At 69.0% G+C, this 25,779-nt stretch carries 22 protein-coding genes; 8 read left to right on the top strand and 14 right to left on the bottom strand.

What is annotated here, in order from left to right; all coding sequences use genetic code 11:
- Nucleotides 1-83 precede the first annotated feature (83 nt).
- Together AC07F3_RS09190 and AC07F3_RS09185 are read right to left on the bottom strand one after the other, a co-directional pair.
- Entirely contained in the window at nt 84-755 is a 672-nt protein-coding gene (locus AC07F3_RS09190; RefSeq protein ID WP_479112021.1) for a M15 family metallopeptidase, read from the bottom strand.
- Between the two features lie 356 nt (nt 756-1,111).
- A complete protein-coding gene (locus AC07F3_RS09185; protein ID WP_479112019.1) occupies nt 1,112-1,963 on the bottom strand; it encodes an alpha/beta fold hydrolase in 852 nt (283 codons plus the stop codon).
- A gap of 165 nt (nt 1,964-2,128) precedes the next feature.
- Between AC07F3_RS09185 and AC07F3_RS09180 the strand changes: the two genes are divergently transcribed.
- Together AC07F3_RS09180 and AC07F3_RS09175 are read left to right on the top strand one after the other, a co-directional pair.
- On the top strand, nt 2,129-2,476 hold the full coding sequence (locus tag AC07F3_RS09180) for a winged helix-turn-helix transcriptional regulator (protein WP_479113047.1): 348 nt from the start codon (nt 2,129-2,131) through the stop codon (nt 2,474-2,476).
- A gap of 711 nt (nt 2,477-3,187) precedes the next feature.
- Nucleotides 3,188-5,152, top strand: coding sequence for a S9 family peptidase (locus AC07F3_RS09175; RefSeq protein ID WP_479112017.1), 1,965 nt, complete (start codon nt 3,188-3,190; stop codon nt 5,150-5,152).
- A gap of 329 nt (nt 5,153-5,481) precedes the next feature.
- Here the strand turns inward: AC07F3_RS09175 and AC07F3_RS09170 are convergent, their stop codons facing one another.
- The gene (locus AC07F3_RS09170; protein ID WP_479112015.1) at nt 5,482-6,351 is read right to left on the bottom strand and encodes a PhzF family phenazine biosynthesis protein; all 870 of its coding nucleotides are present in this window, start codon (nt 6,349-6,351) and stop codon (nt 5,482-5,484) included.
- 305 nt (nt 6,352-6,656) lie between these two features.
- Entirely contained in the window at nt 6,657-7,094 is a 438-nt protein-coding gene (locus AC07F3_RS09165) for a glutaredoxin domain-containing protein (RefSeq protein WP_479112013.1), read from the bottom strand.
- A gap of 166 nt (nt 7,095-7,260) precedes the next feature.
- On the opposite strand from AC07F3_RS09165, the gene AC07F3_RS09160 reads away from it, so the two are divergent.
- Nucleotides 7,261-7,908 (top strand): class I SAM-dependent methyltransferase, encoded by a 648-nt coding sequence (locus AC07F3_RS09160; protein WP_479112012.1) that lies wholly within the window; start codon nt 7,261-7,263, stop codon nt 7,906-7,908.
- A gap of 124 nt (nt 7,909-8,032) precedes the next feature.
- Here AC07F3_RS09160 and AC07F3_RS09155 read toward each other — a convergent pair whose 3' ends face one another.
- From AC07F3_RS09155 to AC07F3_RS09135, 5 genes are all read right to left on the bottom strand, one after another.
- Nucleotides 8,033-8,893: an oxidoreductase gene (locus AC07F3_RS09155; protein ID WP_479112010.1), complete on the bottom strand. Its 861-nt coding sequence runs from the start codon at nt 8,891-8,893 to the stop codon at nt 8,033-8,035.
- Nucleotides 8,880-9,737 (bottom strand): helix-turn-helix domain-containing protein, encoded by an 858-nt coding sequence (locus AC07F3_RS09150; protein ID WP_479112008.1) that lies wholly within the window; start codon nt 9,735-9,737, stop codon nt 8,880-8,882. Before AC07F3_RS09150 ends, AC07F3_RS09155 begins: the two co-directional genes overlap by 14 nt.
- 326 nt (nt 9,738-10,063) lie before the next feature.
- Nucleotides 10,064-11,737 (bottom strand): M4 family metallopeptidase, encoded by a 1,674-nt coding sequence (locus tag AC07F3_RS09145; protein WP_479112006.1) that lies wholly within the window; start codon nt 11,735-11,737, stop codon nt 10,064-10,066.
- A 1,192-nt stretch (nt 11,738-12,929) separates the two neighbouring features.
- On the bottom strand, nt 12,930-14,990 hold the full coding sequence (locus tag AC07F3_RS09140) for an alpha-L-fucosidase (protein WP_479112004.1): 2,061 nt from the start codon (nt 14,988-14,990) through the stop codon (nt 12,930-12,932).
- Between the two features lie 382 nt (nt 14,991-15,372).
- Nucleotides 15,373-16,209 carry a hypothetical protein gene (locus AC07F3_RS09135; protein WP_479112002.1) on the bottom strand — a complete coding sequence of 279 codons (837 nt, stop codon included), beginning with the start codon at nt 16,207-16,209 and terminating at the stop codon, nt 15,373-15,375.
- A 370-nt stretch (nt 16,210-16,579) separates the two neighbouring features.
- On the opposite strand from AC07F3_RS09135, the gene AC07F3_RS09130 reads away from it, so the two are divergent.
- Nucleotides 16,580-17,320 carry a class I SAM-dependent methyltransferase gene (locus AC07F3_RS09130; RefSeq protein ID WP_479112000.1) on the top strand — a complete coding sequence of 247 codons (741 nt, stop codon included), beginning with the start codon at nt 16,580-16,582 and terminating at the stop codon, nt 17,318-17,320.
- 241 nt (nt 17,321-17,561) lie between these two features.
- On the opposite strand, the gene AC07F3_RS09125 is transcribed toward AC07F3_RS09130, so the two are convergent.
- On the bottom strand, nt 17,562-18,107 hold the full coding sequence (locus AC07F3_RS09125) for a YciI family protein (RefSeq protein ID WP_479111998.1): 546 nt from the start codon (nt 18,105-18,107) through the stop codon (nt 17,562-17,564).
- 198 nt (nt 18,108-18,305) lie between these two features.
- On the opposite strand from AC07F3_RS09125, the gene AC07F3_RS09120 reads away from it, so the two are divergent.
- Complete coding sequence (locus AC07F3_RS09120; RefSeq protein ID WP_479111996.1) at nt 18,306-18,716, top strand: RidA family protein; 411 nt, start codon at nt 18,306-18,308, stop codon at nt 18,714-18,716.
- A 130-nt stretch (nt 18,717-18,846) separates the two neighbouring features.
- Here AC07F3_RS09120 and AC07F3_RS09115 read toward each other — a convergent pair whose 3' ends face one another.
- Together AC07F3_RS09115 and AC07F3_RS09110 are read right to left on the bottom strand one after the other, a co-directional pair.
- Nucleotides 18,847-19,884 carry an NAD(P)-dependent oxidoreductase gene (locus AC07F3_RS09115; RefSeq protein ID WP_479111994.1) on the bottom strand — a complete coding sequence of 346 codons (1,038 nt, stop codon included), beginning with the start codon at nt 19,882-19,884 and terminating at the stop codon, nt 18,847-18,849.
- A gap of 448 nt (nt 19,885-20,332) precedes the next feature.
- Nucleotides 20,333-21,049 carry an SDR family NAD(P)-dependent oxidoreductase gene (locus tag AC07F3_RS09110; protein WP_479111992.1) on the bottom strand — a complete coding sequence of 239 codons (717 nt, stop codon included), beginning with the start codon at nt 21,047-21,049 and terminating at the stop codon, nt 20,333-20,335.
- Nucleotides 21,050-21,110: 61 nt separating this feature from the next.
- Here AC07F3_RS09110 and AC07F3_RS09105 point away from each other — a divergent pair, with 61 nt between their 5' ends.
- Nucleotides 21,111-21,665: a MarR family winged helix-turn-helix transcriptional regulator gene (locus AC07F3_RS09105; protein ID WP_479111991.1), complete on the top strand. Its 555-nt coding sequence runs from the start codon at nt 21,111-21,113 to the stop codon at nt 21,663-21,665.
- 266 nt (nt 21,666-21,931) lie between these two features.
- On the opposite strand, the gene AC07F3_RS09100 is transcribed toward AC07F3_RS09105, so the two are convergent.
- Entirely contained in the window at nt 21,932-22,396 is a 465-nt protein-coding gene (locus AC07F3_RS09100; protein WP_479111989.1) for an SRPBCC family protein, read from the bottom strand.
- 46 nt (nt 22,397-22,442) lie between these two features.
- On the opposite strand from AC07F3_RS09100, the gene AC07F3_RS09095 reads away from it, so the two are divergent.
- Nucleotides 22,443-23,051: a TetR/AcrR family transcriptional regulator gene (locus AC07F3_RS09095; RefSeq protein WP_479111987.1), complete on the top strand. Its 609-nt coding sequence runs from the start codon at nt 22,443-22,445 to the stop codon at nt 23,049-23,051.
- A 229-nt stretch (nt 23,052-23,280) separates the two neighbouring features.
- Nucleotides 23,281-24,051 carry a hypothetical protein gene (locus AC07F3_RS09090; RefSeq protein WP_479111985.1) on the top strand — a complete coding sequence of 257 codons (771 nt, stop codon included), beginning with the start codon at nt 23,281-23,283 and terminating at the stop codon, nt 24,049-24,051.
- Between the two features lie 347 nt (nt 24,052-24,398).
- On the opposite strand, the gene AC07F3_RS09085 is transcribed toward AC07F3_RS09090, so the two are convergent.
- Nucleotides 24,399-25,421 (bottom strand): hypothetical protein, encoded by a 1,023-nt coding sequence (locus AC07F3_RS09085; RefSeq protein ID WP_479111983.1) that lies wholly within the window; start codon nt 25,419-25,421, stop codon nt 24,399-24,401.
- Nucleotides 25,422-25,779: the final 358 nt, after the last annotated feature.

Here is a 25,779-nt window from a genome sequence, read left to right as displayed (position 1 = left end):
ATCCCTGCAGCCCGGCGGCCTGGCCTCCACCGGTCGGCGCCGATCGGTGGAGGCCAGGAGGCCCCGCATTCCCGGGCGGTCGGTCACGCTGAGCGTCCGTTGGCCGAGAAGTGCTGATAGTCCGGGGGATTCCAGCGGCCACCCCACTGCCAGCCGATCGCATGCATCGCCGTGGTGATCACGTCCCCGGGATGGATCATGCCCTTCGCCTGCTGGGACCGGTCCAGGAAGGCGGCACCGGCTGGGGGGTACACCTTGTCGTTCACGTCGACGTACGGGTTCTCCAGGGTGTTGATGTCCACCGCGTCCCCGTACGAGTGCTGGGAGACCTCGGACGGATCGCCCGTGACGGCGCGGCAGTTGAAGGCGGAGGTGTTGTCGGCGGCCATCGCCGCCTCGTCACTCCCCCCGAACTCGGCCATCACGCGCATCTGCCGGATGGGAAACTGCGCTTGCAGGGCCCGCTCGAAGACCTGGAGAAGCGGGGCCACCGCACGCTCGCGCACGACGAGTTCGCCCCGGTGGACCTGGCCGTCGAAGCCCCAGTGGTTCAGCTGCACGAGCCGGAGCTCGGAGGGCGCCACCGGGCAGCCGGAATGCCAGCTGAGGCCCAGTTTGGCCTGCGGAACGGCGGTGACGACCGCGTCGAGCGCGGGACTCGGGAGGGGGGTTGCGGCGGCGGGGCCGGGCAGGCCGCACAGGGACAAGGCGGGCACCGCGAGCGCGGCGACGATACGGGACCGGATCTTGATCACCGGTCAGGCATAGCGCGCCCGGGCCGTCCGGTCACCCTTGGCGTCGGCGATGTGAAGGGCTTCGCGGAATTTTCCCCCGAATGCAGGGCCCCACCGCGACCGGGGAAGGGGGCTCCCCGTTCGCGGGCCGCCGGTGACCGCACGGTCATCCCGCGACGCACGTTTCGACGATCGCGCCGCGCCTGGTGGCGAACCGTCCGGGATCGACGAGGTGGACGAAGTGCCCGCCTCCCACCCACTCCTCGACCTTCGCATCCGGCATTCGGCCGAGCGGTGGCCGGCCGGCCGAACGCCACGAGACACGGAACCCGCGCATCGCCCATCCTGCGGTCGATCCACGCCCGCAGGTCGGCCGGTCAGGCTGCTGCGGTGTCCTCACCGGCCAGGAACGGACGGAGCAGCGCGAGCAGGGCGCGCGGCCGGTGCAGCGGGATGATGTGGCCGCAGTCTTCTATGACGTGGCCGGTGAGATCGTCGGTGACCGGGCGGAGTTGCCGCTCCAGTGCGGATCCGACGGGCCGGGCACCCAGCGCCATGGTCGGCACCGTCAATCGGGCACGGGCGACCGCCCGCTCGATCTGGGCCGCGCTTTCGGGCAGCGCCCGGTAGTAGGAGAACGCGCAGCTCAATGCCTGGCGTCCGGTGTATGCGCGAACGAAGGCGTCCCGGAGGGCGGGGCGTACCCCCTGACCGAGCGTGCCGCTGCGCAGGAACCAGTCGATGTAGTCGGCCTCGTGGCCTTCCAGTACGGTCTCGGCGAGGCCGGGCGCGGCCGTATGGAAGCCGAACCACCACGGTGGCCCGTCGGCGAGGAAGGCCTCCGCGCCGGGCAGCCCGCCCAGCAGGGACTCCATCACGACGAGGCGCCGTACGAGATCGGGGCGGCGCAGAGCCAGAAGGAAGGCGGGCGGGGTGCCCGCGTCGATGCCCACCACGGCGGCCGATGTCACGCCCAGCGCGGCGAGGAGAGCCGCGGCGTCCTCGGCCAGGGTGCCCGCGTCGTACCCGGAGGCGGCCCGGCTGCTCGCGCCGAACCCTCTCAGGTCCGGGGCGATGACGCGATAGCGGCTGGAAAGATTGGCCATGACCTCCGTCCACAGCTCCCAGGTGTGCGGAAAGCCGTGCAGCAGGAGGACGGCCGGACCGGATCCGGCGAGAGCGACGTTCAGTTCGACGCCGTTGACGGAGACACGTCGCAGATCGGGCATGGGGTCCTCCGAAGTGGTGCGCAATAGTGACCAGGTCACGCTAGGGAACTATCCTGGTGGGCCCAAGACGGCACTTTCGCATCAGGTGGTGAGCCCGAGGTGACCACGGCGGAGCGAGGCGGACGCGGCCAACGGCCCGACGACCGCGGAGACCTGCTGGATCCGATGTGCCCGACCCGCCAGCTGCTTGACCGCATCGGCACGAAGTGGACGTCCATGGCGGTCAAGGTGCTGGCCGAGGAGGCGCCAGGAGAGGTCCGCTTCGCGGAACTGCGGCGCCGCATCCCGGGAATCTCGCAGAAGATGCTGTCCGTCACTTTGCAGAGCCTGGTCCGCGACGGGTTGGTCGCAAGGCGCGTGGAACCCACCGTCCCACCCGCCGTCCACTACCAACTCACCCAACTCGGCCTGTCGCTCGAAGGGCCGCTTTCCGCGCTGCGGGTGTGGGCCGAGACGCACATGCCGGAGATCGACCGCAACAACCAGGTCGCTGACAGGTCACCGGCCGGGTAGGGGGCTCGCGGGGGAGGGATGTCTCCGGTGGCGAGCCGGGGGAGTGGGCGAGAGGCTCACGGCGCCGGTGGCAAGGTGATGCGCGCTGCCTGTCGCACGGCGAGGCCACACGCGCCGCGACCGTCAACGCCCCTGCTCTCAACGCGTCCAGAGCCTTCTCCATCCCAAGGCGCCCTTGGATGTGGCGGCTTGGTTCCGCGGAGCCCGCCACCACGGAGCTGGTCGCGTCCGGCGCGAGAGGCCGATGCCCAACACAGAGCCCCGGAACTGTACTTGTCCCGGGGCTCTGTGCCCTTCACTGACCGTGGGGTTCAACGAGTCGCCGCGCCCGCGGTCACCGTGTCGCCATGTCGAGCCCTCTTGTGCCTCCGGCGGCGGGGCGATTTGCTCCTCGCTCAGCTGGGCGCGTCGGCACTCCTGGAGGGAGAACCGGCGGGCCTCCGCTGTTGCTGATGGCCCGGCGGCTTGGCTCTACTTCAGATGCCGGTCGAAGAACCGGTCCCCGTCCTCTCCCTGGGCGAGCTCCTTTGCCGGCGGCGTCTCACCCTGACGGAGAAGTCGTGTCATCCACGCACATTCCGGCCGACCGTCGCCCGCAGGGGGGCGGCCGACGGGTCGGCATGTGGCCTGTGCCCCGAATTCCGGCTGACACCGGTCCGATCGCGCGACACGATGGCCAGTTGCCGTCCTGACGAGCGAGAGGCAGCCCGCATGTCGCACCCCGCACCGCAGCCGACGTCCGAACCGGCCGACCAGCTCACCGCCGAACTGGTGGTGGACGTAGCCGCCGCCGTGGCACCGGCCATCTCGCCGGACGGCCACCTGGTCGCCTATGGAGTGATCGCGCACGGTGGCAGGGACGGGCGGCCGCGCGGGTCCATCTGGGTCGCCGCCACCGACGGCCGCCCATGCCCACGTCGCCTGACGGACGGCACGGTCCGCGACCTCGCCCCGAAGTGGGCGCCGGACTCGGCCTCGCTCTTCTTCACCTCCGACCACGAGGAACAAGGCGTCGCCCAACTCCAGCGGATCCATCTGGAAGGCGGCGAGGGCCTGCTCAAGGCCGAGGCCTTGACCCGGTGGCGCGGCGGCATCTCCGACTACTGCCCCCTCCTCGACGGCCGTACGGTCGCCCTGCTCGCCGGGGACGAACCCGCCGCCCAGGGCGAGAGCCAGGACATCGAGCGCGACGACGCCAGGGTCTGGGGCCGGCACCTCCCGCCCACCCGATTGCGCCTGCTCGACCTGGAGACCGGCGTGCTCCGCACCGTGGACGCCCTCGGTGACCGGCATGTGGTCGCGCTGGTCCAGCGTCCGGACGGCGGCCCGCTGGCGGTGTTGAGCTGGTCCACCGCTGAGCTGGATCCCGGCGTCATGACGGCCGAACTGCATGTGGTCGACGCGGACTCGGCAGGCGTCCAGAATCTGGGTCCGGTCGGGATGGAGGCCCAATCCCCGGCCTGGTGGAACCACAACGGTGTCTGGCATCTGGCCCACTTGGCGGTGACTCCTGGGCATCTGGTGGGTGGGCTCGCCGTGATCGACGTGGTCCCGCCGACGACCGGCCCGGCCGTCGAACACCGCAACCTCACCGACGGCATGACCGTATGCCCGACCGAGCTGGTGCAGGTGGCGGACGGGCCTCCGCTCGCGCTGTTCGCCGACGGGCTGGACACCGCGCTGTACCAACTGCACCCCGAATCCCTGCGGTTCCACCCGTTGTCCTCTGCCCCCGGCATGCTCGCCGGGCTTACCGCGAGCCGCTCAGGGGAAACGGTCGCCCTGCTTGCCAGCAGGGCGTACGAACCCAGGAACGTCCATGCGGGACCCACCGGCGGCCCTCTGACCCGGATCAGCGACACCGCGTCAGAACTGCGCAGGATCCGCTGGGGCGCCCAGGAGCGTCTCAGCTACCGGGCGTCCGACGGACTCCAGCTCGACGGCCTGCTGATCCTTCCTGTCGGCCGGACGCGGGACAACGGCCCGTTTCCGCTCGTCACCTTGGTCCATGGCGGCCCCTACTTCCGCCACACCGACGAATTCACCCTCAACGCGGTCGATTGCGGCCAGTGGCTGGCGACCGCCGGGTACGCGGTCTTCCTGCCCAACCCCCGTGGCGGCTCGGGCCACGGCCACGTGTTCGCCGCCGTGGTCGCGGGCGCGGTCGGCGGCGATGAGTGGACCGACATCCTCAGCGGGATCGACCTCCTGGTGGAACAGCGAGTCGCCGACCCCGACCGGCTTGGAATCTCCGGGTGGAGCCACGGCGGCTTCATGGCGGCCTGGGCGATAGGCCAGACGAACAGGTTCAAGGCCGCCGTGATGGGTGCGGGGATCAGCGACTGGGGCATGCAGGCCGGGACCGGCGACTGGGGCGTCCTCGACGCCTCGCTCGGGGGCAGCACCGGATGGGAGGGCCCGGGGCCGCACGTCCACGACCGGAACAGTCCGATCTCCTACGCCTCCAGGATCCGCACTCCGGTGCTGATCCTGCACGGCGAGGAGGACACCAACGTTCCACTCGGCCAGGCGATCCACTTCCATCGCGCCCTGCGCCACTTCGGGGTCGAGGACGAATTCGTCGTCTACCCGCGCGAGGGCCACGGGTTGCAGGAGCGCGCCCACCAACTCGACGCCCTTCGGCGCATGCGCGCCTGGTTCGGCCGCTGGCTGTAGGTGCGGGTGCGGGTGCGGCCAAGGTACGGCGGAAACCGGCGAGAGGCGGGTGGGCCGCCAGGGGTGAGTGCGGGTTTGACCTCGGCCCTGCGCGCGCCCCAGGCCACGTCGGCAGCCGTCAGTGAGCCCTGCTCTCTGACCAGATCACTGATGCCCGCATCCTGCTGCGCGCCGGACCATCCCGAACCGCCGTCGCCGCCAAGCTGCGCGTCTCCCGATGGACGCTCACCCGCCCCCTCGACACTGCGTCCCCATGACGGCCGCCACCGGATGCCAACGCTTGACCGCAGCGGACAGCCCAAGCCCGATGCGCGTCCCAGGTCGTCGTCTCAGTGTCCGCCCCGGACCACCGCCAACCCGCCGACCCGGGTCGTGATGCCCGCCGGTCCGCGTTGGGCCGACGCGAGCACGCTGGACGGTCGACCGAGGGCGTCGCCCTGCTCCACCTCGATCGAGACCGTCTGCGCCCCTGTCGTGTCGAGCAGGTGGGCGGCCAGGCAGCCGGTGCTGTTGGCGTTGGCGACGTCCTCGTCGACACCGATCGCAGGCGCGAACATCCGCGCCGCACCCGGTCGCTCGCCCATCGGCGGTACGTACACGAAACAGCCGAGGAGCCCGTACCGTCGGCATGCCGCTGTCAGCCTGCCAAGATGTGGCCGGACTCGGAGCAGCGCCGACCGGTCGCGGACCGGTACCAGCATGCGCGTTGCGCCGGGCGCGGCGATCCGGGGGACGTCGGTCGGATGCGAATCGTCGGCGGTGAGCCCGAGCGCGGAGACGATCGCTGCGCGCTCGTCCGGTGCCGGGTCACGCAGCGCGACGAGGCCTTGGTCGAACCAGACCTCGATCGCGGTCGGTCGGCGGATCGCGACGGTGTCGAACGCGCGCCCGCCACTGTGTTGGCGATCCTTCAGCTCGCTCAGCGCGGTGCGGGCCAACCGCACGGCCTGCGCGGCCACGGTGCCGTGGCCGCAGCCGGTCAGCTCGGCGGTGGCGGTGAAAAAGCGGACCGGCAAGCCGCCGTCCTGCGTCCGTCCCGGGCCGAGGAACGCCGCGTGCGAGGTGCCGGCCGCAGCAGCGACGGCACGCCGGTCCGCGTCCGTCGCCGCCGGGTCGTCGTCGGTGACGGCCGTGGGGCTACCGCCCCGACCGTCGCGCCGCACACACGCATCGACCACCGTGACACCCGGCCAGGACATGGACCCACCTCTGACGCTCAACGAACCGGCAAGCGCGAAGGGTGTCCGCCGACGGCCAGACCTGGCCAACAACCGCTGACCCAACGCCTCTCGGAGCTTACCCGCCTGCTTCACCCAGTGTTCTCCTGCACGGGAGCTCCTCACGATCGACATCTTGGCCGTGGTGGTCGTGTCGTGTAAGTACGCCCCCTGACGGGACTGGAAGCCGGACTCGACAGAGTCAGCCATTCAACCTCCAGGATTAACAGGCAGGTTGAAGAGATTCGAAGGGGAAGTCCGTCTCTCCGGGAAAGCGTGGGTTCTGATCAGGTGCCGGGGAAGAGCTGTCGGCGTACCCAGGCAGGATCGGGATTGGTGTGGGGCTGGCCCGCCAGGACGAGGGTGGGCACGGTCTCGTTGCCGTCGTTGACCGCCCTGACCGCCGCCGCTCCCGCGGGGTCGCGCCAGATGTTGACCCAGTGGAGCCGGCGAGCATCACGGCCCAAGCGGAGACGCAGGCGCATGCAGTACGTGCAGCCGGGACGCCAGAAGACGACCGGGCGGCCATCGACCGCGCTGAGGCGTTGTGCCTCCAGCGCACTGATCGACCTAGGAAAGATCAAGGGCGAGCTCACACCGGCGAACAGTACGAACAGCACCAGGAGTACGGCTGCCGCGCCCGGGCTCCCGCTGAAGGCCAGGCCAGTCGCGGCGACCGCCCCGGAGAGCACGAGCACCATGGGCAGGATCCACACGCGCATCATGGCGACCAAGGTATCGGCACCCCGAAATGCTCCTCGCACTTACCCGCTCGCCCGGGGATTCCTGGCTCTTTCACGGGCCATCACGGTATGGCTCAGTGGTCCGTTGTGCGCGAGCAGTGATCTTCGCTGTGGTGTCCGAGGGGGAGCAGACGTAGGGTGCCTCGTCATGAACAGTGAGACGGACACGCACCAGTTGCACGGCATGGCCAGCACTGCCGGATACGGCGAGGCGGCAAAGGCTCTTGCCGAGCAGTACGAGAGCGTGACCTTCAGCGAGGTACACCGCGACATGCTGCACCTGTTCCCCTCCCGGCCGAGCTCGGTGCTGGACATCGGGGCGGGCAGCGGGCGCGATGCGGCGGCGCTGGCCGCCCGGGGGCACAAGGTCGTCGCCGCCGAACCCACCGCTGAGTTGCGCGCGCTGGGTCGGCGTATCCATGCCGACCAAGAGATCGAATGGGTCGACGACGCACTTCCCGAGCTTCCAGGGCTGACCGCGCAGGATCGCCGCTTCGATCTGATCCTGCTGACCGCAGTGTGGATGCATCTCGACGAACACCAGCGCCCGTTGGCCATGGCCCGTGTGGTCGGCCTGTTGGAGAGGGGAGGCCGGGTGGTCCTCTCGCTGCGTCATGGACCAGTACCGGCGGGCCGCCGTATGTTCGCCGTCTCCACCGAAGAAACCATCAGCCTTGCCCACAGTCACGGCCTGGAGGTCGTACATGAAAGTCACCGTGAGGATCTGCACGGACGCCCCGGAGTGACCTGGGCCGACCTCGGCCTCCAACGTGGCGTCAGGACGGAAACGCCCTGACGCCACCGCCCAGCAGTAGCCGCAACTCCTTCCGCATCAGCCACGGAAGTCGACGGTTCACGGCGCAGCCGCTTCCGCGGCACCTGGGCTGACCGTGCGAACTGAGCAGACGATGTCGTAGTGATCAGCCTGCCATGTGCTCTGGCGGGAAGTCGGCGCTGAGAGTCAGCTCCCGCCAGTCGTCGAAGGTGGTTTTGAGGGAGTCGAGTTTGCCGATGGCGAGGTCATACGCGACTTTGCCCAGCAACAGGCGCTGCGGGGACTTTTCGGCCGTGACCGCTTCGATGATGGCGTGGGCGGCGCGCTTCGGGTCCCCGGGCTGGTGGCCGTACGTGGCGAGGGTGCTGGTGCGTCGTGTGCCGGCGGTGGGGGCGTAGTCGTCGATGGTGAGGGCCGACTGATGCATTGAGGGCCCGGACCAGTTGGTACGGAATGCAGCGGGTTCGACGATCGTCACGTCGATGCCGAGGGGAGCGACCTCGGCGGCGAGGGACTCGGAGAGGCCCTCCACGGCGAACTTGGTGGCGTGGTAGTAGCCGGTCGCGCCGAAACCGATGAGTCCGCCGAGGGAGGAGATGTTCACGATGTGGCCGCGGCGCTGGGCCCGCATGCCGGGAAGGACGGCCTTGGTGGTGTCGACCAGCCCGAAGACGTTCGTGTCGAACAAGGCCCGAACCTCGTCGTCCTGGCCCTCTTCGATGGCGGCTAGGTATCCGTAGCCGGCGTTGTTGACCAGGACGTCGATGTGCCCGAAGGCCGTCTGCGCCCGCGCGACCACTTTCGCGATCTGTTCGGTGTCGGTGACGTCCAGCGTCAGGGCGAGCGCGTGTTCCTCGTGCCCGGCGACCACGTCGGCGACCTTGCCGACATCCCGGGCGGTGACCACGGCACGCCACCCGCGTTCCAGCACGGTGCGGGCGAGAGCCCGGCCCAGGCCGGAGGAGCAGCCGGTGATGAACCATACGGGGGAGTCAGGGGAGCTCATGCAGTGTGTGTCCTTCGTCTTGAATGTCGTGCACGTCAGTGGGGGAGAGGTTGCTCAGCAGGGCCAGTGCCTGTTCGGCGGCGCTGCCGGGCGCGGCCCTGTAGACGACCAAGTGCTGGCCCGGGGCGCTGTTGACCGAGAAGGTCTCGAAGTCCAGAGCGAGTTCGCCCGCGAGCGCGTGCCGAAAACGCTTCGTGGAGGCCGTTTTGGCGCGCACGTCGTGGCGCGCCCACATGCTTGCGAAATCAGCGCTGCGCACCGACAGTTCGCCGACCAGTTCCCGCAGCCGCTGATCGCCCGGGTCAGGATTGGTCGCCCGCAGCGCGGCCACACACCCCTGCGCCACCACATCCCAGTCACGATAGAAGCGTGGGGCGGCAGGGTTGAGGAACATGGCGGTGATCAGGCTCGTCTCGTTGCCGAGCCACGAGAACAGCGCCTCGCCCAGGGAGTTGACGGCCAGCAGGTCCAGGTACCGGCCGTAGACCAGAGCCGGGGTGTCCGCCCATGCGTCAAGCAAGGCCACCAGCTGCGGGCCCGCGTACTCGCGAGCGGGCCGGGACTGCGGGCGCTCAGGTGGGTCGACCATGGCGCGCAGGTAGGCGGCTTCCTCGTCCTTCAGCAGGAGCGCGGCCGCCAGAGCCCGCAGGACCTGCGGTGAGGGATTGCGTTCGCGTCCCTGTTCCAGCCGGATGTAGTAGTCGGTGCTCACCCCGGCGAGGACGGCGACCTCCTCACGGCGCAGGCCGGGTGTACGGCGCACACCCGCGGGCATCGCGTGGTCCTCGGGTCGCACCAGTGCGCGGCGGGCCCGCAGGAACTCACTCAGACGCTTGTTGTCCATGCCGACCAAAGTACGGCCCGGCACGGCGAAGTGGGTGGTCCTGTCGCACCCACCCGGAGGGCCGGATCAAGGGCGGACGCAGGCCGACGCGGGGTACGTTCGTCGCTGAAGGCCGCCTGCTTTTCCGTTCCCTGCTTTTGTGGATTCCCGACAGTCGCGGTCGGAGCGGTCCCCGAACCGGGTCGTACGTACGGCACCGTTCCCGCGCAGGTCGGGCTGTTTCGCGGCGGGCGGGCAGCGCGGCGGGAGTGCGCCAAAGAGCCCGCCCGTGCGCCGGCTGAGCGGGCGGCGACGCACGGACGGGCTGAACGAGGGGTTCGTGAAACCTAGTTGACGGCGACCGCCGACCATGCGGCGGCGACCGCGTTCTGCTCGGTGCTGCCCGCGCCGTACAGGTCCTTCGCCGCGTTGAGGGTCGCCGTGCGGGCGGCCGCGTAGTTGGTGGATGACGTCATGTAGACGGTCAGCGCCCGGTACCAGATCTGTCCGAGCTTGTCGTGGCCGATGCCGGAGACCGAACTCCCGTTGCAGGTGGGGCTGTTGTAGGACACGCCGTTGATGACCTTCGCGCCGCTGCCCTCGGACAGGAGATACGCGAAGTGGTTGGCGACGCCCGAGGAGTAGTGCACGTCGAGGTTGCCGACCCCCGAGCTCCAGCAGTCCGCGGAGTTGCCGTCGGTGGACGGCTTGTCCATGAAGCGCAGCGCGGCCTTGCCGAAGCCGGGCTTCACTATCTTCTCGCCGATGAGGTAGTCGCCCTGGTCGAAGCTGTTGTTCGCGTACCACTCGACGAGGGTGCCCATGATGTCGCTCGTGGCTTCGTTGAGCCCACCGGACTCACCGGAGTAGGTCAGGGCCGCCGTCTTCGAGGTGACGCCGTGCGTCATCTCGTGCCCGGCCACGTCGAGGGCGACCAGCGGCCCGAAGGTGGTGCCGTCGCCGTCCCCGTACGTCATGCAGAAGCAACTGTCGTCCCAGAACGCGTTGTTGTAGTTGCTGCCGTAGTGGACGCGGTTGTACGAGCCCTTGCCGTCGCCGCCGATGCCGGTCCGGCCGTGGACGTTCTTGTAGTAGTCCCAGGTGGTGTTGGTGCCGTACTGGGCGTCGACGGCGGCGGTCGCCCGGTCGGAGTTCGTGCCGTTGCCCCAGTGGTTGTCGCTGTCCGTGAAGAGCACCGCGGGTGCCCGGACGAAGCAGATGCCGAAGAAGCACAGGTCCGTCTGGTTCTGAGCGTCGCCCGTGTACGTGTTCCCGCGCGTCGGGTCCTTGAGCTGGTACGTCGACCCGGACTGGGTGGTCTCCAGCGGGACCGTGCCGCTGTAGAGGGACTGTCCGTCGCCGGTCACGGTTTCGATGGAGTCCCAGGCGTCGATGCGGGCGCCGGTACGGGCGTCGGTCAGCACGACTCGGGCGACCGGGTTGCCGAGCGAGTCCTTGGCCGCGGTCTGGGTGCGCCAGGCGAGCCTCGGTGCGCCGTGCAGGGCGTCCACGATGAGCTGAGGCTCGGCCGTCAGCTGCTTGAGCGTGCCGCGGTGGGCCGCGCGCAGCTCGGCGGAGGCGAGATCGGCGGCCTTCGGGGCGGAGATCCCGGGGGTGATGCTGGGCACGGAGAGGTCGTTCGTGACCGCCCGGTCGGCGCCGCGGTAGGCGCCGGTGGGCGAGAGGTGCACGACGAAGTCGCCGCCGAGTACGGGCAGTTTGCGGTAGGTCCGGTCGTACCGTACGTGCTGGCTGCCGTCGGGATCGACGACCACATCGCGTACGGAGGTCTGCTGGGCAGCGGTGAGGGCGAGCTGGGCGGCGTGCGCGGCGCTCGCGGCGTTCGCGTTGCGGATGGCGGTGGCGCGGTCCGGCGTCGGGTGCGCTGCTCGCGCCTCGGTCTGCGTCTGGGGGGTGCTCGCGGCCGACGCGCCGGTGGAGAAGGCGGCGGCGAGCAGGGTGGTGGCCGTGACGGCCACGCCGGCGGTGGTGAGGCGCGATGTTCTCCGGTTCGGTCTCATCGGACTCCTCTGAGGGGGCGGCCCTAGCGTGGTGCTGATGCTGCCTCAGATTTAAGGGGGCATGACAAGTCTGTGTCCATAGGTCGTCGCTGAGGCCGTTCCCGGACGGGCAACGCCTGTTGCCTGAGGGGGACTTGATGCCGAAAAGCGGTCTTGGCATGGCCGGATTTCGGCTCGCTGAGACCTGCTCAGGACGACGCTGGCCACCGGCCTGCCAGGCTTCGCCGCTCGGTGCTGTGCCGGTTTGACGGCTCGCACCTGGCCGAGTGCGGTGGTCAGAACCCGGGATCGGGGTGCCCGGAGTGTGCTCCGGACACGGGCCGCGAGCTGCTGCCGCCAGCAAGTGTGAGCCAGGTGCGTTTCCCGCATGTGCAGGCGGTCGACGAGACCGTGGTGGTGCCCCTTGCGCCGGACGGCAGGGTGAGGTCAATGCAGGGAGAGCGGGCGGGGCGTGCAAGGGCGGGTCGGCCGAAAGGCCGAAGAGCACGGTCGAGCCGACCGCGGCGAGGCGGATGCCTCGTGGCCGGAGCCGTACCCGACGGCTCGTCACCGTCAGATGGCCGAGTTGGCTTCCGGTGGAGCGGTACGAAGCATCTGGCCTGGTAGGGTCGCTCTCTTCTCCGGTCAGTCCGGACGGAGTCCCTTCAAGGAAGGGCCATGACCGACCCCCAGCAGCACCTCCAGGGCGCACTCGGCGCCCTGGACGCGGTTTTCGCACCACTCGCCGAGCTGCCGTTCGCAGTGGGTGGTTGTACCCACTGCTACACCGCATCCGATCTCGTCACCCTGAGCGGCCCCGTGCGTCTGGTACCGGAATCGCTGGTCTTCTCCGTCGCGTGGAAGACGCCTGATCACTGGGCCGACTTCCCCTCCCTGTACCGGCGGTTGACGCCTCGAATCGTCCGTCTCCTCATCGCCGATCAGCTTGATCACGGTCTGGTCGCCTCGCGGCTGCTCGCCGCGGGGTGGCGGGACTGGCCCGGGCGGGAGCGCGAGGCGCTGGAAAGGGTCTGGATTGCCTGGTGGCGCTCGGTGCTGGACACCCACCGAGTACAGGGCACGTCACCGACGTTGGGGCGAGCGCCCGGCCTGGCGTCCGTCTGTGCGGCGCTCAGGCCAGGGCAGGGCCGCTGTCCGCGCCGAGCGCACACGGGGCCAGGGCGACACCACGGTTACGTTGAGACCGCGTTGATCAGGCGGTGGCTTGGAACGTCCACAGCAGATTCGTGCTGGTCACCCAGGTCCACTGTTTCGTCACGGAACCCGAGGGCACTTGTCCGCCGCCGTCGAGGACCAGCCCGGTGGTGCGGTTGGCGATCGAAAACCGGCCGCTGCCGCGATCGGTGATCTGCCACTGTTGGTGGGGGCCGCCGTTCCAGGTCGCTTGCTGGGCAGGAGCTCCGTCATTGGTCGAGCCCCAACCGTCGACGACCATGCCGTTGGCGCGGTTGACCAGCCTGTAGTAGCCGTTGCCGAGGTCGACGGCCTGCCACTGGAGGTTGGGGCTGTTGACGGGTGTCCACTGTTTGAGATTGGATCCGGCGGCGACGTTGCCGCCGCTGTCCAGGGCCAGACCGTCCGTCACGTTGATCAGCCGGAAATACGTGGCAGGGTTGAAGGTGACCTTCAGCGAGACGATGGCGTCGTTGTTGCCGGTCACGCGCAGGTCGGGGTTGTCCGCGGTGAACGTCCAGGCCGTGCCGGTGAAGTTGTCGCCGGAGTAGCCCGTCACGGAGTAACCCTGGGGGACCCTCAGTGAGGAGATGGACGAGGGTCCCACGCCGGTGGCCGACAGCTGGGAGGAGGTGTAGCTGCCCAGCGGCAGGATGGCGCTCGCCGCGGAGTAGCCGACGTCCTGGTACACCGCCACCCTGGCCCCAGCAGTGGACGTGGGGACACCGCTCACCTCGATACAGACCACGGAGGCGTTGGCGTCCGGGGCGGTGCTCGGGACGGTGACGCTGATCTGTCCGCCGCCGACGGTGTACGAGAGAGAAGCCGAGGGGTTGTTCATCAGGTAGACGCGGCTGATCCTGTTGGTGATCGCCGGGATCTGCAGGAGGCCGTTGGCGGGCCATGTGAAGACGTGGGCGAACAGCTTGCCGTCCTTCTTGGTGGCCCTGCCCCAGGGCGGATCGGTGGCGAAGGGGCTTGCGGTGGCTCCGTGGATGCTGTCTCCGTACGTCGACATCCAGGAGGCCAGGCCGCGCAGAATCGTCACGGATCCGGCGGTGACCGAGCCGTCGCCCTTGGGTCCGATGTTCAGCAGGAAGTTGCCGTCCCGGGAGACGCACGTGATGAGCTCCCGGACGAAGTCACTGATGGGGCGGTAGGAGTTCTCGGCGGACGAGTTGTAGCCCCAGGCGCCGTTCATGGTGTCGCATCGTTCCCACTGCCGTTGCAGTGGGGCGTCGGGGACCCCGAACTCCGCGACGCTGTAGTCGCCCAGGTTGAAGTCCCGCTTGACCCGTTCGTTGATAACAAGGTTGGGCTTGCGGGCGATGAGCCAGTTGTAGAGGTCGAGGCCGTCCGAGCGGAGCCACCAGTCCTGCAGGGTCGGGGTGGCGGGCTCTGCGAACCAGTCGCCGTCGAACCACAGGAGTGCGGGATCGTAGCGGTCCAGCAACTCCTGGAGCTGGGCCTTCATGTCGGCGATGTACGCGGTTCGGGCGGCCTGCGAGGCCATGGTGGTGAGGCCGCCTCGGTCGGTCTGGGAGGGGTGGTTCCAGTCCAGGATCGAGTAGTAGAGCCCGAACTTGACGCCTCGCGCCTCACACTCGGTCTTGAGCGCTCCCAGCAGGTCGCCCTGCACGCCGGCGTAGTCGTGGAGGTTGTAGAGCTTGGTGCCGGTGGTGTCGGTGAACCCGGGAACGTTGGAGTCCCACATGGCGAAGCCTTCATGGTGCTTGGCGGTGATCACCAAGTACTTCATGCCGGCGTCCGCGGCCAGTTGGGCGATGGCGGCCGCGTTGAAAGCGGTGGGGTTGAAGTGTGCGGACACCTGGGTCTGATAGGCGGGCTTCGACCAGTTCTCGTTGGTGAACGCCCATTCACCGTGCCCGAGGTAGGAGTAGGAGCCGAAGTGGATGAACATCCCGAACCGGCCCTCGTACCACCAGTCCATTTTCGAGGGGACCGGGTAAGCCTCGGCGTCCGCAGGTAACAGGACCTGCGGCAGCCCGAAGACGACGACGCCTCCGGCGAGCGCGGCAGCCTTGATCAGGGAACGTCTGCTGAGGGGTGCAGAGGACACGTGCGGCTCCTGGATCGTGGGGGTGCTGGACCGGGCGAGACGTGTGGGTGAAGGGATGTCAGGTTCGAGGGCTCCTCGGGTGCGGCGCGCGCCGGTCGTCTGCTTGGCTCTGCTCGACGGCAGTGTCGGTCAAGTACATCGGATGAATTTATAGGCGCTGCTCGCTGGGACGTCCAGAGGGAGCGCGGAGATTCCTCGAACGCGCTGCTGCTTTGGCCGATTGAACAAGGGTGACCCAACTGTCCGTGCTTCACAGACGACTTGCAGTCTGCGGATAGCTCGGATCTATGAGTAGCGAAGGAGCCATGCGTGCGCCATCGCGGCGGTAGGCCTCCTGGCTGGCGCGCTGTGCAGCTGGCCAACTGAAACGGGTAGTGGGCGGTCAGCCGAGCAGGCCGACCGCCGAGACGAAGGCAAGTAGAGGAGCGATGAACAGGAGGGAGACGGCCAAGCCCAGGGCCAGGAGGAGCGCCTGCAGAAACAGGGGCTCGACCAACCTGCCGGGCTGCATGAGGGAGGGTTGCTCTGGGTCGTAAGTCACGTCGACCGCGCCGGTCTTGCGTTGGAAGTAAATATTGATCATGCCTTGTTGCTTGTGACGGCGACCTTCGAGGGTGACGTACTCGTAGACGTGACGCTCTTCGCTCTCGCCGTCGCGGCGCACCCACTCGCGGTGAAGGAACTGTCCGGGCACGGTGATGCCGCGCCGGCGCAGATTCAGCAGGTCCCGGAACCGGCCCCGCCAGAGGTGCAGGGTGCCGGTGGCTCCAAGCGGAGCCAGCAGGAGCCCGTACACAACTGCCCCACCCCATGCGCCAGCGTGCGAGACGGCCACCAAAGCGAAGCCGACATACGCCGACACAGCGAGGAAGCGGCGTGTTCTGGGATGCTGGAGGGGGAGGGACGGCAGGCGTAGCGCCCGTTGTTCGCGCACCACGAGGTCTGATCCGTGTGCCGCGGTCCGTATTCCCACCAGGGATGCCTGCACCTGGCGTACGAACGCGTCGGCCGCGGTGGCATTGCGTGTGGTCACGGAGGCCCAGGTCGTGTCCGCCGCACCGGACAGCTCCAGGCGGACCTGGGTGGTGCCCGTTCTTTCGCTCGTTATGGCTATGCGGCCTACCGCGGCGAGGGGAACGGCCCACGTGGTCCGCCCCCGCTCGACGGCGATCTCCTGCTCGTGAAGGCGGAAGGTGGTGCCCCGCCCGCGCAGCGTCATGACGGGGCGTGAGGTGGGAGTCATGCCCGAAACACTAGATGATCTTGCTCCGTGCCGCTGGCTGCTTGGCGGGAGGGCGCCAGTGCGGGCGCGGGTGTGCGTGCCGTTGTCGCCGGTCCTGGTTCGGAATTCCAGCAGGCTGCGCGGTCGTGTGCCGCACCTGGCGGCGAGGCGAGCGCATCCTGCCCCAGGGCGGGTGGGTGCGCTGCCGCCTGTACGGGAACCCGGGTTACGGCGCGGATTTTTGTGGGTTCTGCCAGATACGTGGCTCCGTCCGGTTGGGCGAAACTGCCAAGCAGGCAGGCGGCGTTCCCCCCAAAGCAGGGGGTTGGAGACGAACGCGGCGACGCTTCAACGGGAGGACGGCGCGATGAGCGTGCAACAGTATGACGAGATCGGCGAGGCGTACGAGGGCTTCAAGGCCCTGCCGCTGGAGCAGTACGCGGTGGTGCCCAGCTTCCTGGGCATGGTGGGTGACGTGCGCGGCAAGTCGATCCTGGACCTCGCCTGCGGTACGGGCTTCTACAGCAGGGAGTTCAAGCGCCGCGGTGCCACCGAGGTGCTGGGGGTCGACATCTCCGGTGAAATGGTGCACGTCGCCCAGCAGCTGGAGCAGAGCAGCCCGCTGGGCGTGCGTTACGAGGTGGGTGACGTGGCCGAACTGCCGCTCTTTGAGCAGCGGTTCGACATCGGTCTGGCCGTGCAGATGCTCAACTACGCGCCCGATCTTGCCACCACGGAGCTGATGTGTCGCAAGGTGCATCGGAACTTGAAGCCCGGTGCTGAATTCTTCCTGCTCAACCAGTCGCCCGACTTCCGTTTCGACGGGCCGACCCCCGAGAAGTACGGCTTCCTCAGCGTGCTCACCGGCGAGGAGGCCGAGACCGGGCCGCAGGTCCGCACCACGGCGCTGCTCGACCCGCCGGTCTCCTTCTTCGCCAACCGCCCGCGCCGCGAGGTGTACGAGAAGTCCCTGCGCGCGGCCGGATTCAGCGAGTTGACGTGGGTCCCGGTCACGGTATCCGAGGCCGGCCTGCGGGAGTTCGGCGAGGACTTCTGGGCGGACCTCCACGCCAACCCTCCGCTCGAGATGCTTCGCTGCCGCGCCTGACGGCCGGCCGCACGGTGTACCGGCCCCACCCCTGCCATGAGCCCGGATGGGGGTGGGGCCCCGTCCCGTCGTTGCCCGGTCTGCGGCGGAGAGGCGGGCCGGGAACCGGCACTCCTGACGCGGGCCGTGTCCGCCACAGAGGACGGTCGGCGAACGAGGGCGGACGACTGGCGCCCACCCGCCGACGACGCCGGACAACCGCCAGAAATGCGCCTGTCCGGTAGTGCGGCGCCGACGATCGCTACCGGCGGCCGCCGAACTCCCAGTCATGCGCTTCGACGTGGGCATACCGGTCCGTGGTCAGGACGGAGCGGGCGGTCTCGCGGTCCGGTGCCGTGAGCAGCGCCGCCGTACCCAGCCAGGTGGCGCCGTCGTCGGACAGCAGCGGCCCGTAGGCGATCAGGGTGTCCCGGTCCGTCGGCACCGCCAGATCGACTGCTTCACCGGCACCGAGTCCGAGCACCAGATACCGGTTCGCGGACGGGTCACCCGGAAACTCCCACATGGTCCGACCCAACGCATTTCGCCACCGTCGCAGGAGCACGTCCCGGTAGGCGCCGGCCTGATACCCCGGCTCGTCGAAGGCGAACGCGCGGGCGGCGTCGGGGCCGGGCAGATCGACGATGTGGACACTTCCGGTGAGCGTTTCACCGTCCTCACCGAACGTCGGCCCGCGGGCGATCATCTCCTTCGCGTACTGGTCCATGTAGGACCAGTGCTCTTCCAGGAGTTCATGGCGCAGCGGCTCGGAGCCGGGCCGGTCGCGATGGTAGACGAGGAATTCCATCCTCAGAGAATGCGGGTTCGGAGCTGATCATGTCGAGCCGGTCGGGGAGCACTGGCTTCATTGATCAGGGGTGGGCTGCGCGCTTGCCCCGTCACCGTGGGGCCACGACAAAGGGAAGGCGGAGGCGGAGTCAGCGCTGGGAGGATGTCCGGGCTTCTGTGTCCCGGCTCGCACCTTCCAGAGGAAAGGACCCACAGCGTGGCTCGTGCCATCACATTGATCCGTTCCGCCTCCCTGTCCGACGTTGCCGAGTACGCGTACGCGGCCACGGCACCGGCCGAGTCGCGCCTGATCTTCCTGGCGGGGGCGTGCCCGCTGAGCGAGGACGGTGCCATCGTGGAGATCGGGAACTACGCAGGTCAGGCAGCGAGAGCGGTCGAGAACATGCGGGTCGCTCTCGCTGCCTCGGGGGCGTCGCTCCAGGACGTCATCAGCACACGGGTCCTCGTCGCCTCGAATCGGCGGGAGGACTTGGTGACTGCCTGGCAGGTGGTCCGGGACGCGTTCGCCGACCATGACGTCCCCAGTACCTTGATGGGCGTCACGGTGCTGGGTTACCAGGACCAGCTTGTCGAGATCGAGGCCGTCGCCGCCGTACTCGACCCGTGAGTTCGTCTTCTGGGCTCCCTCTGCAAGCTTCCGTCGCGAAGAGGGGCGCCCCGCGCCGCACCCTGAGATTGCCGCGTGCCTGCGGCAGGGCGGGTAGGCAGGGGTGGGCCTTCATGACCGAGCCGCATGGTCAGCCGACCACCACGGGTACGCCGTCCGAGCGGCCGGTGAGCAGGGCGGCGATGTGATCCGCGCACCGCGTCGCCGCCGTTGCCATCGCACCCTTGGTCATACCGGCAACGTGCGGGGTGAGCAGGGCGTTGGGAAGGCCGAAGAGCGGGGAGGCGAAGGCGGCGTGTTCGTGCTCGAAGGTGTCGACGGCTGCCGCGGCGAGCGGGTGTGCCGGATCGCTGAGTGCGTCGGCCAGCGCCTGCTCGTCGACGATCCCGCCCCGCGCGGTGTTCAGCAGAATGGACCCGGGAGCCATCATCGCCAGTTCCGTCCTACCGATCATGCCGCGTGTGCGGAGGGTGAGCGGAAGATGCAGGGACACCACGTCACTGGTCGCCAGCAGTGCGGTAAGGGATGCCGCCTGCGTCACCGCGGTCTGGGACGGGCGTCGTGAGAGGCCCTGGACCGTCATGCCCAGGAAGGCCGCCCGGTCCGCCAGAGCCAGGCCGGTCCGGCCCAACCCGACGATTCCCAAGGTCAGCTCCCGCAGTTCCGCCGCGGGTGCGGTCGGCGCAGGCCAGCGTCCATGGTGGGCGGCCTCGTTGTGGGCGGGGAGTTGCCGAGTCAGGGCAAGCAGCTGTGCCAGGGCGAACTCCGCCACAGCGTTCGAGTTGGACCCCGGGGTGTGGGTGACGGCGACGCCATGGCGAGCGGCGGCAGCCAGTTCGACGTGATCGGTGCCTGCTCCGGCCCGGCCAATGACCCGCAGGCGGTGGGCCAGCGCCGGATCGGTCGCTGCCGCGAGGAAGGCCGCACCCAGCGGGACACCGGCGCGGGACTTGACCGCGTCAAAGCCGATCCCGTCCCGGACCGTCTCGGAGGTGAGGGACGACTCGTCGAAGGCGTCGAAATCGGTGAAGTCCACCCGGTCGCCCCAGGCCAACTGCGCTCCGGCCTTGTCTGCCACGCGCCGCAGATTCAACGTGACCGCCAGCCCGTGGCCAAGCAGACGATCCAGTTCCCGGTCCAGCAACTCCCCAGAAGCCGCATCCAGCACCAGGACTCGTAGTCGTCCCATGTGATCCCCCTTCACCGTGTCCGGAGCCTATCGGCGATCCGCGAACCGGCTGTTCATCCGGCGGTCCACCTTGGTCGTTTCAGCCCTCATACGGCTCCGGCCTGCTGCGGATTGCGCACGATGCCGCAGGCGTGATGGCTTCCGTCGTGCGCGTTGATGCGTGCGACATCGTCGGCACGCTGGGCCCCCGGGCCGACATGCCGACGAACAACCCCCGTATTGAGCGCGGCAGTTACCACGGCGGCCCGGGAGTCGACAAGCGACCTCGGAGCGGCGGCGGGAGCGATGCCGTTGTGGTGGCGGGCCGCTCTGAACAGGTCGCCGATGGGTGCCGGGAGGGCGTGCCCTCAGGTTCGAGATCGCGGCCAATGGGTGGGCCTCCCGGTGCCGGAGGGTCGGGGGTGGGAGGTCCGTGGGGTGCGGTGCGCTACCGCGTGGTGAAGGCGCCACCATTGACGTGGACGGTCTGCCCGGTAATGTGCCGGGCGCCCGGAGAGGCGAGGAAGTACGCGGTCTCGGCGATGTCGCCGACTGCCCCCGCCTGCTTGTTGTGAGTTTCTTCCACGAGCATGCGACGGCGTTCCTCGGTCATCTGACCGCGGAAGAAGTTCGTGTCGGCGATGAATCCCGCGGAGATCACGTTGCAGGTGACTCCCCGGGGAGCGAGTTCGGCGGACAGGGAGGCGTTCCAGGCAGCCAGGGCCGCTTTCGCCGCGCCGTATGAGCCGCCACGGCGCTCCGCGCCGATGGAGCCGATGCTGATGACGCGGCCGTCGCTGGTGAGCTTGTCCTGGACGGCGAGGGTGGTCAGCACCGCGGTGAGGAGGTTCTGGGCCAAGCTGCTGTGCCACTGGGCCAGTTGCGTATCCAGCGTCGAGGGATCACCGGCGTCCGTCTCAGGAAGCCCTCCGGCGGCATTCACCAGGACGTCCAGGTCGCCGAGCCGCGCGGCGAGCGCCTCCACCTGCGCGGTCGAGGTGGCATCACAGACGACTCCGTGCGCCCCTATCGCGCTGGCTGGCTCTTCGACGGTGGCGGGGTTGCGGCCAGTGATGAAGACCTCTGCCTTGTCGTCGGCGAACTTCTGCGCGATCGCGCGGCCGATGCCGCTGGTCCCACCGGTCACGAGCACAGTGCGGGTCACGAGTCCTCCAGGCATACTAGGTTTAGGTCTAAACGTAACCGATGACGACAGGGATCCGCACGTGACCAACATCGAGATCGGGCCGGAGGGCCGCGAGGGCGCCCCCTCCGCCGCTGACATCGCCACGGCCTGGCAGCGGGAACGACCGGGTACCCCGACGGAGTCGATCGAGATCGTCACCCCCATCTGGTGGCTGGCGAAGCTCTTCACCGACGACCGCAACCGCGCTCTTCGAGACGCCGGGATCGATGCGGCCACTCTGGACCTACTGTCCGTCGTCCGACGCTCCGGGCCGCCCTACCGCCTCAGCACCCGCGAGATCGCCCGCAGAACGCTGGTGACCGCCGGAGCGATTTCGCAGCGCGTCGCCCGGGCGGAGCGGGACGGCCTCGTCCGGCGGGCGCCCGGGGCCCCCGGTACCCGCACGGTGCTGGTGGAACTGACAGCCGACGGGCACGCGCTCATCGAGAGATCCGTCGACACGGTCCTCGGCCGCGAGGCCGCGCTCGTCAGCGGGCTTTCGCAGCACGACCGCGTGGCGCTGGTGGCGCTCCTGGACAAACTGATGGCTGACGTCCGTCGGCGGCGCACCACCGACGAAGAAGGCCGCGGCTGAATCGCGTACGAGCCCGCCTTCGGAACTGCCCAAGTCGGCTGCACAATCGGCCAGTTGGGCAGGAATTACTTGTGCCCGCACCCTTGGGGTCAGAGGCAGAGACGTCGCGTACTGGTAGTGGTAGGTGTGGGCCGTCTGCCGTTTTCGGGGGCGGTTTCGACCGCGCTGACTGGGCGGCCCGCCATGGCGAACCAGATCATGCGTGAGCGCCGGGGGATCGGCCAAGCGGGCCGGGGGGTGGGCGGATGCGGCAGCACGGACCGCCGTCAGGAACCGACAGCGGGCGCGTGACGTGCCAACTCGGTGACCAAGCGCCGCATGACCGTGCGGTTGGCTCGGAGGAGCGTGGCCCGCACGACAGGGGCCAGCACCCGGTCGCCGAGAGGTGCCCGCACCCATGTGTACGTGAACGAGATGTGAGCCCCACCCGTTGGCAGGGACTCGATGGCGTAGGCGCCGTGAGCGACACGTCGACCGCCCGCGCTGACATTGCGTTCCACGATGCGCCGGGGCGCGTCGGTCTCGACGACCTCGATGGTGACGTCCGCCTTTGTGCCGCCCAGCGCGGCGGTGACCTTGGCGCGCGAACCGATGCCGCGGGCGGGGCCGCTGTAGTGCCAGTCGCTCAAGTAGTGGTCGGTGAACCGTTCGTGGTGCGCCATGACGTCGAGGAAGTCGTAGACCTGCTCGGGTGTCTGGGGTACGTCGATCGACACGCTGACAGCCTTCATGTACCACACGGTACATCTGGCATGTACCCATGGGTACACTCGTGACGTGGTGACATCCGGCGACGTGCATTCCGAGGACGAGCACGGAAGAGGCGTGCAGGGAGGCCGGCGCGCACAACTGGTGGACGCGGCTGTCGATTACGTCGCGATGCACGGCATCGCGGATCTGAGCCTGCGCGGCCTGGGCGCCTCGATCGGCGTCAGCCATCGCATGCTGCTCCATTACTTCGGCTCCAAGGAACAGTTGCTCGTCGAGATCGTCCGGGCGTCGGAGCGACGCCAGCGCGTTTTCCTGTCCCAGCTCCGCTCGGAGCGCGATCTCTCACCCGCTGCCGTCGCGCGGCTGCTGTGGCGGCAATTGACGGGCCCTCAATTGGCCAACCAGGAACGGCTCTTCTTCGAGCTGTGCGGGCACGCGCTGCGCGGCCGCCCCGGGACCGTACAGATCCTCGAAGGGCTTGTGGCGGACTGGCTGGAGCCGCTGGCGGCCGCGGAGATCGGCGCAGGAGCAGACCCCGCCACGGCTCGGAGCCGGGCCCGGCTGGGGCTCGCCGCGGTCCGCGGTCTGCTGCTCGACCTGCTCGCCACCGGTGACCGAGCGGGCGTCGACGCGGCGATGGAGGAGTTTCTTCGGCTGTACTACGGCCCGGAGTGACGCAGCCCTGCGACGGCAGTGGAGAAGGACCGGACACCTCCCCGTTGTTTGCGGCTGCCTGAGACAACCTCGCGGCGTTTGGAGAACCGCTCTCTTCGGTTCGCCCGGCGGCAGAGGAGGCGCGGCGGCGCAGCAGGGGCCTCTGCCGCCCCCCAGGCCGCGTTGTCCGAGTGATCGCGGATGGAAGACACTGGCCTTCTTTGGGTGGGGAACGGCGAGGAGACGAGTCATGGCGACACCGGACACCGAAACGGTTGACGTGGCGGGCGGACCGCCGCCTTCTCCGCACCGTGTGGGACGGAACCGGCTGGTTGGCGTCGCGCTGATCGTGCTGTCCGTGCTGGGCGCTCTGACCTGCTATTCCGCGTTCACCGTGTGGATGTCCAACGATCGGGCCTTGTACCAGGAGTACCAGACGGCCGAGGTGTGCCCTGCCCAAAGTGACGTACGGCGGTCACAGGACTGCCTCAGGGAGGTGACCTTCACCGTCGCGGACATCAGCAAGAGCGGCAAAGATCTGCGGGCGACGCTCCTCGGACCGGATTTCTTTCCCAGGGCCGAGGTGAGGTTTGGTGACCGTGGGCCCGTCCTGCGAAGGCTTCAGTCGGGGGAGAGGATCACCGGGACGGTGTGGCGCGGTGCCGTCGTGGTGGTCGCAGCAGGAGATGCGCGACAGAGCTCGGTGGACGCACCGCGCGACGAACTCCAAATGCCGGCCGCCGTGGGCACGTTCGCCGGGCTGATGGCGGCGCTGGGCCTGATGTTCGGAGGCATACACCTGATCAGGCCCCGCCACCCTGGACACTTCACCTGGCGCCCGTACGGCAAGTGGCTGTGCATCGTCACGGGAGCGAGTTGCGCTGTGACGGGTCTTGCCACCACGTTGGCGGGCCTTCCGTGGCCGGTCGTACCCACGGTTTGCGGAGCGGTCGTCGCGACAACGGCGTGGTTCCTCCACCAGGACCTGAGGCTGGGGCGGGTGGGTCATGAACGAGGGTGACATCGCGAATCGCGCGGTCGGGGGCTCTCGTTGGCCCAGCTGGCCGACATTGCCACGACCTGACGCAGTCGACGCCGCGCAGTGCTCGTCGCTGCTGGTCTGGTGACCGCCCCGCAGCCGGGCCATGGGGGAGGTCCGGTGCGGCACGATACCCAGCCAGCGGGCCGTCTCAATCAGCGAGTTGAGCCCACGGGGCTCACTCCACAGCCGTGATTGAGCTCCTTTGCTGCGGCGCCGGTGATGTGCTCGGACAGGCGGCAGGGGCCAGGGCGTACTGGCGGCCGAGCGGGCGCTCACGGCGCATGTGTGCGTTTGCGCGGATGCTTCGTCCAGTGGTGCGCCTGGCGTCAGTCGCGTCCCGTGCTCTTCTGGCCTGCCGCCCAGCGAGCGGTGAGCGTGTCCACGGCGGCGACGGCGCGCCTGGTGCGGGTGTCGTCCGTGCGCACCGTGTTGCTGAACTCGACGTGCAGGAACGGGACATTGGCGGCCGCTGCTTTGCGGCCCTCCACGTTCTCGGTGCCTTCCAGCCGACAGGAGCGCGCCCAGGCCCGGCACACCTCGAAGCCCTGCCCCCGTAGGGCGTCCGCCAGGGTCTTGCCGTCGGCGCGGCCTGCCGTGCCGGTCCCGGTGGAGGCGATGACGTCGTGGTCGGGATCGGAGTCGTCGGCGAAGCCGTGGACCTGGATGCCGGGCAGGCCGCGGTCGGCGAGCTCGTCGCAGACCGCCGCGAAGACCGAGTCGCGGCGGTGTGCGACGTCGGCCGAGTTGCCCCGCCCCGCGTCTCGATGGGCGCCCGCGATGACGAGGACACCGCCGGGGGAGCCCAACAGGACGCGTGCGCCGAGCCGTTCAGTACGCGCGTCGGCCACCGGGTGCGGCGCCTGGACCGACCAGCGCACGGGTGAGGACAGATCGATGTAGACCCGGCCCCAGCCGCGGGGAGCGGGAACGGTCTCGCTCCGGTCGGAGAGTTCCGCGTACGTCCGCCCCGTCTCGGCATCGACGAGCGTGCGCAGCTGGTAGCCGACGCGGGAGAGGGTCCGGTCGGCCTCCTCGCGCTTGCCGTCGAGCACGAGCCCCACGGACTCGGCCACGGCGCGGCGGTCGGCGGGGCTTGGTTCGCGATATCCGGAGCCCGCGCGGAAGGGTGCGGCGAACTCGACGATGTGTCGCTCCAGTTCACCTCGGGGCGGCCCGCTGGGGGAGGGGGTCGCGCGAGGGTGGGAGCTCTGTCCGTCCGCCTGGTCGTCCCGGCTGGTGCCGCTGCCCGAGCGGCCTTCGGTGAGGGCGAGGGCCGACGCGATCAGGGCGCCGAGCAGGACGAGCGCCGAGGCGACGGCGATCGCTTTTGTCTTCCTGTGCACAGTCATGGCCGCACCAAAGATACGGGGCGGGAGGGGGAGGAAGGTGATGGGCCAAGGGGAGATGTGATGCTAGAGCACTGCTTAGATATATATATGCACTTAATTCGGACAATGATTCTCTGTGGCGCCATCTGTCTGGGAGTTGCAGGCGGTCGATCCTCCGGGTCGGCATTTGCCAAGGATTTGCGCAAAGATCTTTTCCCATATATTTTTCAGTGAATTTTGTCCGGAGGTAGGCAACTCTTTACCTACCTCGTGGTGGGGGTCTAGCGTCGCACTCTCGTGCGCCCCGGGGTGGGACGGCCGCCTCGGGTTGGCGCCCGAAGAACCAGAAGAGGAGCGTCGCGTTGGCGGCTTCGGGATC

The sequence above is a fragment of the Streptomyces sp. NPDC045846 genome (genome assembly GCF_056431605.1).
This window is presented reverse-complemented; position numbering and strand designations above follow the sequence as displayed.

Coding starts and splice junctions, on each gene's coding strand:
- AC07F3_RS09155 (WP_479112010.1), bottom strand. CDS start 8,893: ATGAGCTCCCCTGACTCCCCCGTATGGTTCATCACCGGCTGCTCCTCC.
- AC07F3_RS09130 (WP_479112000.1), top strand. CDS start 16,580: ATGAGCGTGCAACAGTATGACGAGATCGGCGAGGCGTACGAGGGCTTC.
- AC07F3_RS09175 (WP_479112017.1), top strand. CDS start 3,188: ATGTCGCACCCCGCACCGCAGCCGACGTCCGAACCGGCCGACCAGCTC.
- AC07F3_RS09145 (WP_479112006.1), bottom strand. CDS start 11,737: ATGAGACCGAACCGGAGAACATCGCGCCTCACCACCGCCGGCGTGGCC.
- AC07F3_RS09180 (WP_479113047.1), top strand. CDS start 2,129: ATGTGCCCGACCCGCCAGCTGCTTGACCGCATCGGCACGAAGTGGACG.
- AC07F3_RS09135 (WP_479112002.1), bottom strand. CDS start 16,209: ATGACGCTGCGCGGGCGGGGCACCACCTTCCGCCTTCACGAGCAGGAG.
- AC07F3_RS09125 (WP_479111998.1), bottom strand. CDS start 18,107: ATGGAATTCCTCGTCTACCATCGCGACCGGCCCGGCTCCGAGCCGCTG.
- AC07F3_RS09090 (WP_479111985.1), top strand. CDS start 23,281: ATGGCGACACCGGACACCGAAACGGTTGACGTGGCGGGCGGACCGCCG.
- AC07F3_RS09160 (WP_479112012.1), top strand. CDS start 7,261: ATGAACAGTGAGACGGACACGCACCAGTTGCACGGCATGGCCAGCACT.
- AC07F3_RS09085 (WP_479111983.1), bottom strand. CDS start 25,421: ATGACTGTGCACAGGAAGACAAAAGCGATCGCCGTCGCCTCGGCGCTC.
- AC07F3_RS09100 (WP_479111989.1), bottom strand. CDS start 22,396: ATGAAGGCTGTCAGCGTGTCGATCGACGTACCCCAGACACCCGAGCAG.
- AC07F3_RS09185 (WP_479112019.1), bottom strand. CDS start 1,963: ATGCCCGATCTGCGACGTGTCTCCGTCAACGGCGTCGAACTGAACGTC.
- AC07F3_RS09170 (WP_479112015.1), bottom strand. CDS start 6,351: ATGTCCTGGCCGGGTGTCACGGTGGTCGATGCGTGTGTGCGGCGCGAC.
- AC07F3_RS09150 (WP_479112008.1), bottom strand. CDS start 9,737: ATGGACAACAAGCGTCTGAGTGAGTTCCTGCGGGCCCGCCGCGCACTG.
- AC07F3_RS09165 (WP_479112013.1), bottom strand. CDS start 7,094: ATGATGCGCGTGTGGATCCTGCCCATGGTGCTCGTGCTCTCCGGGGCG.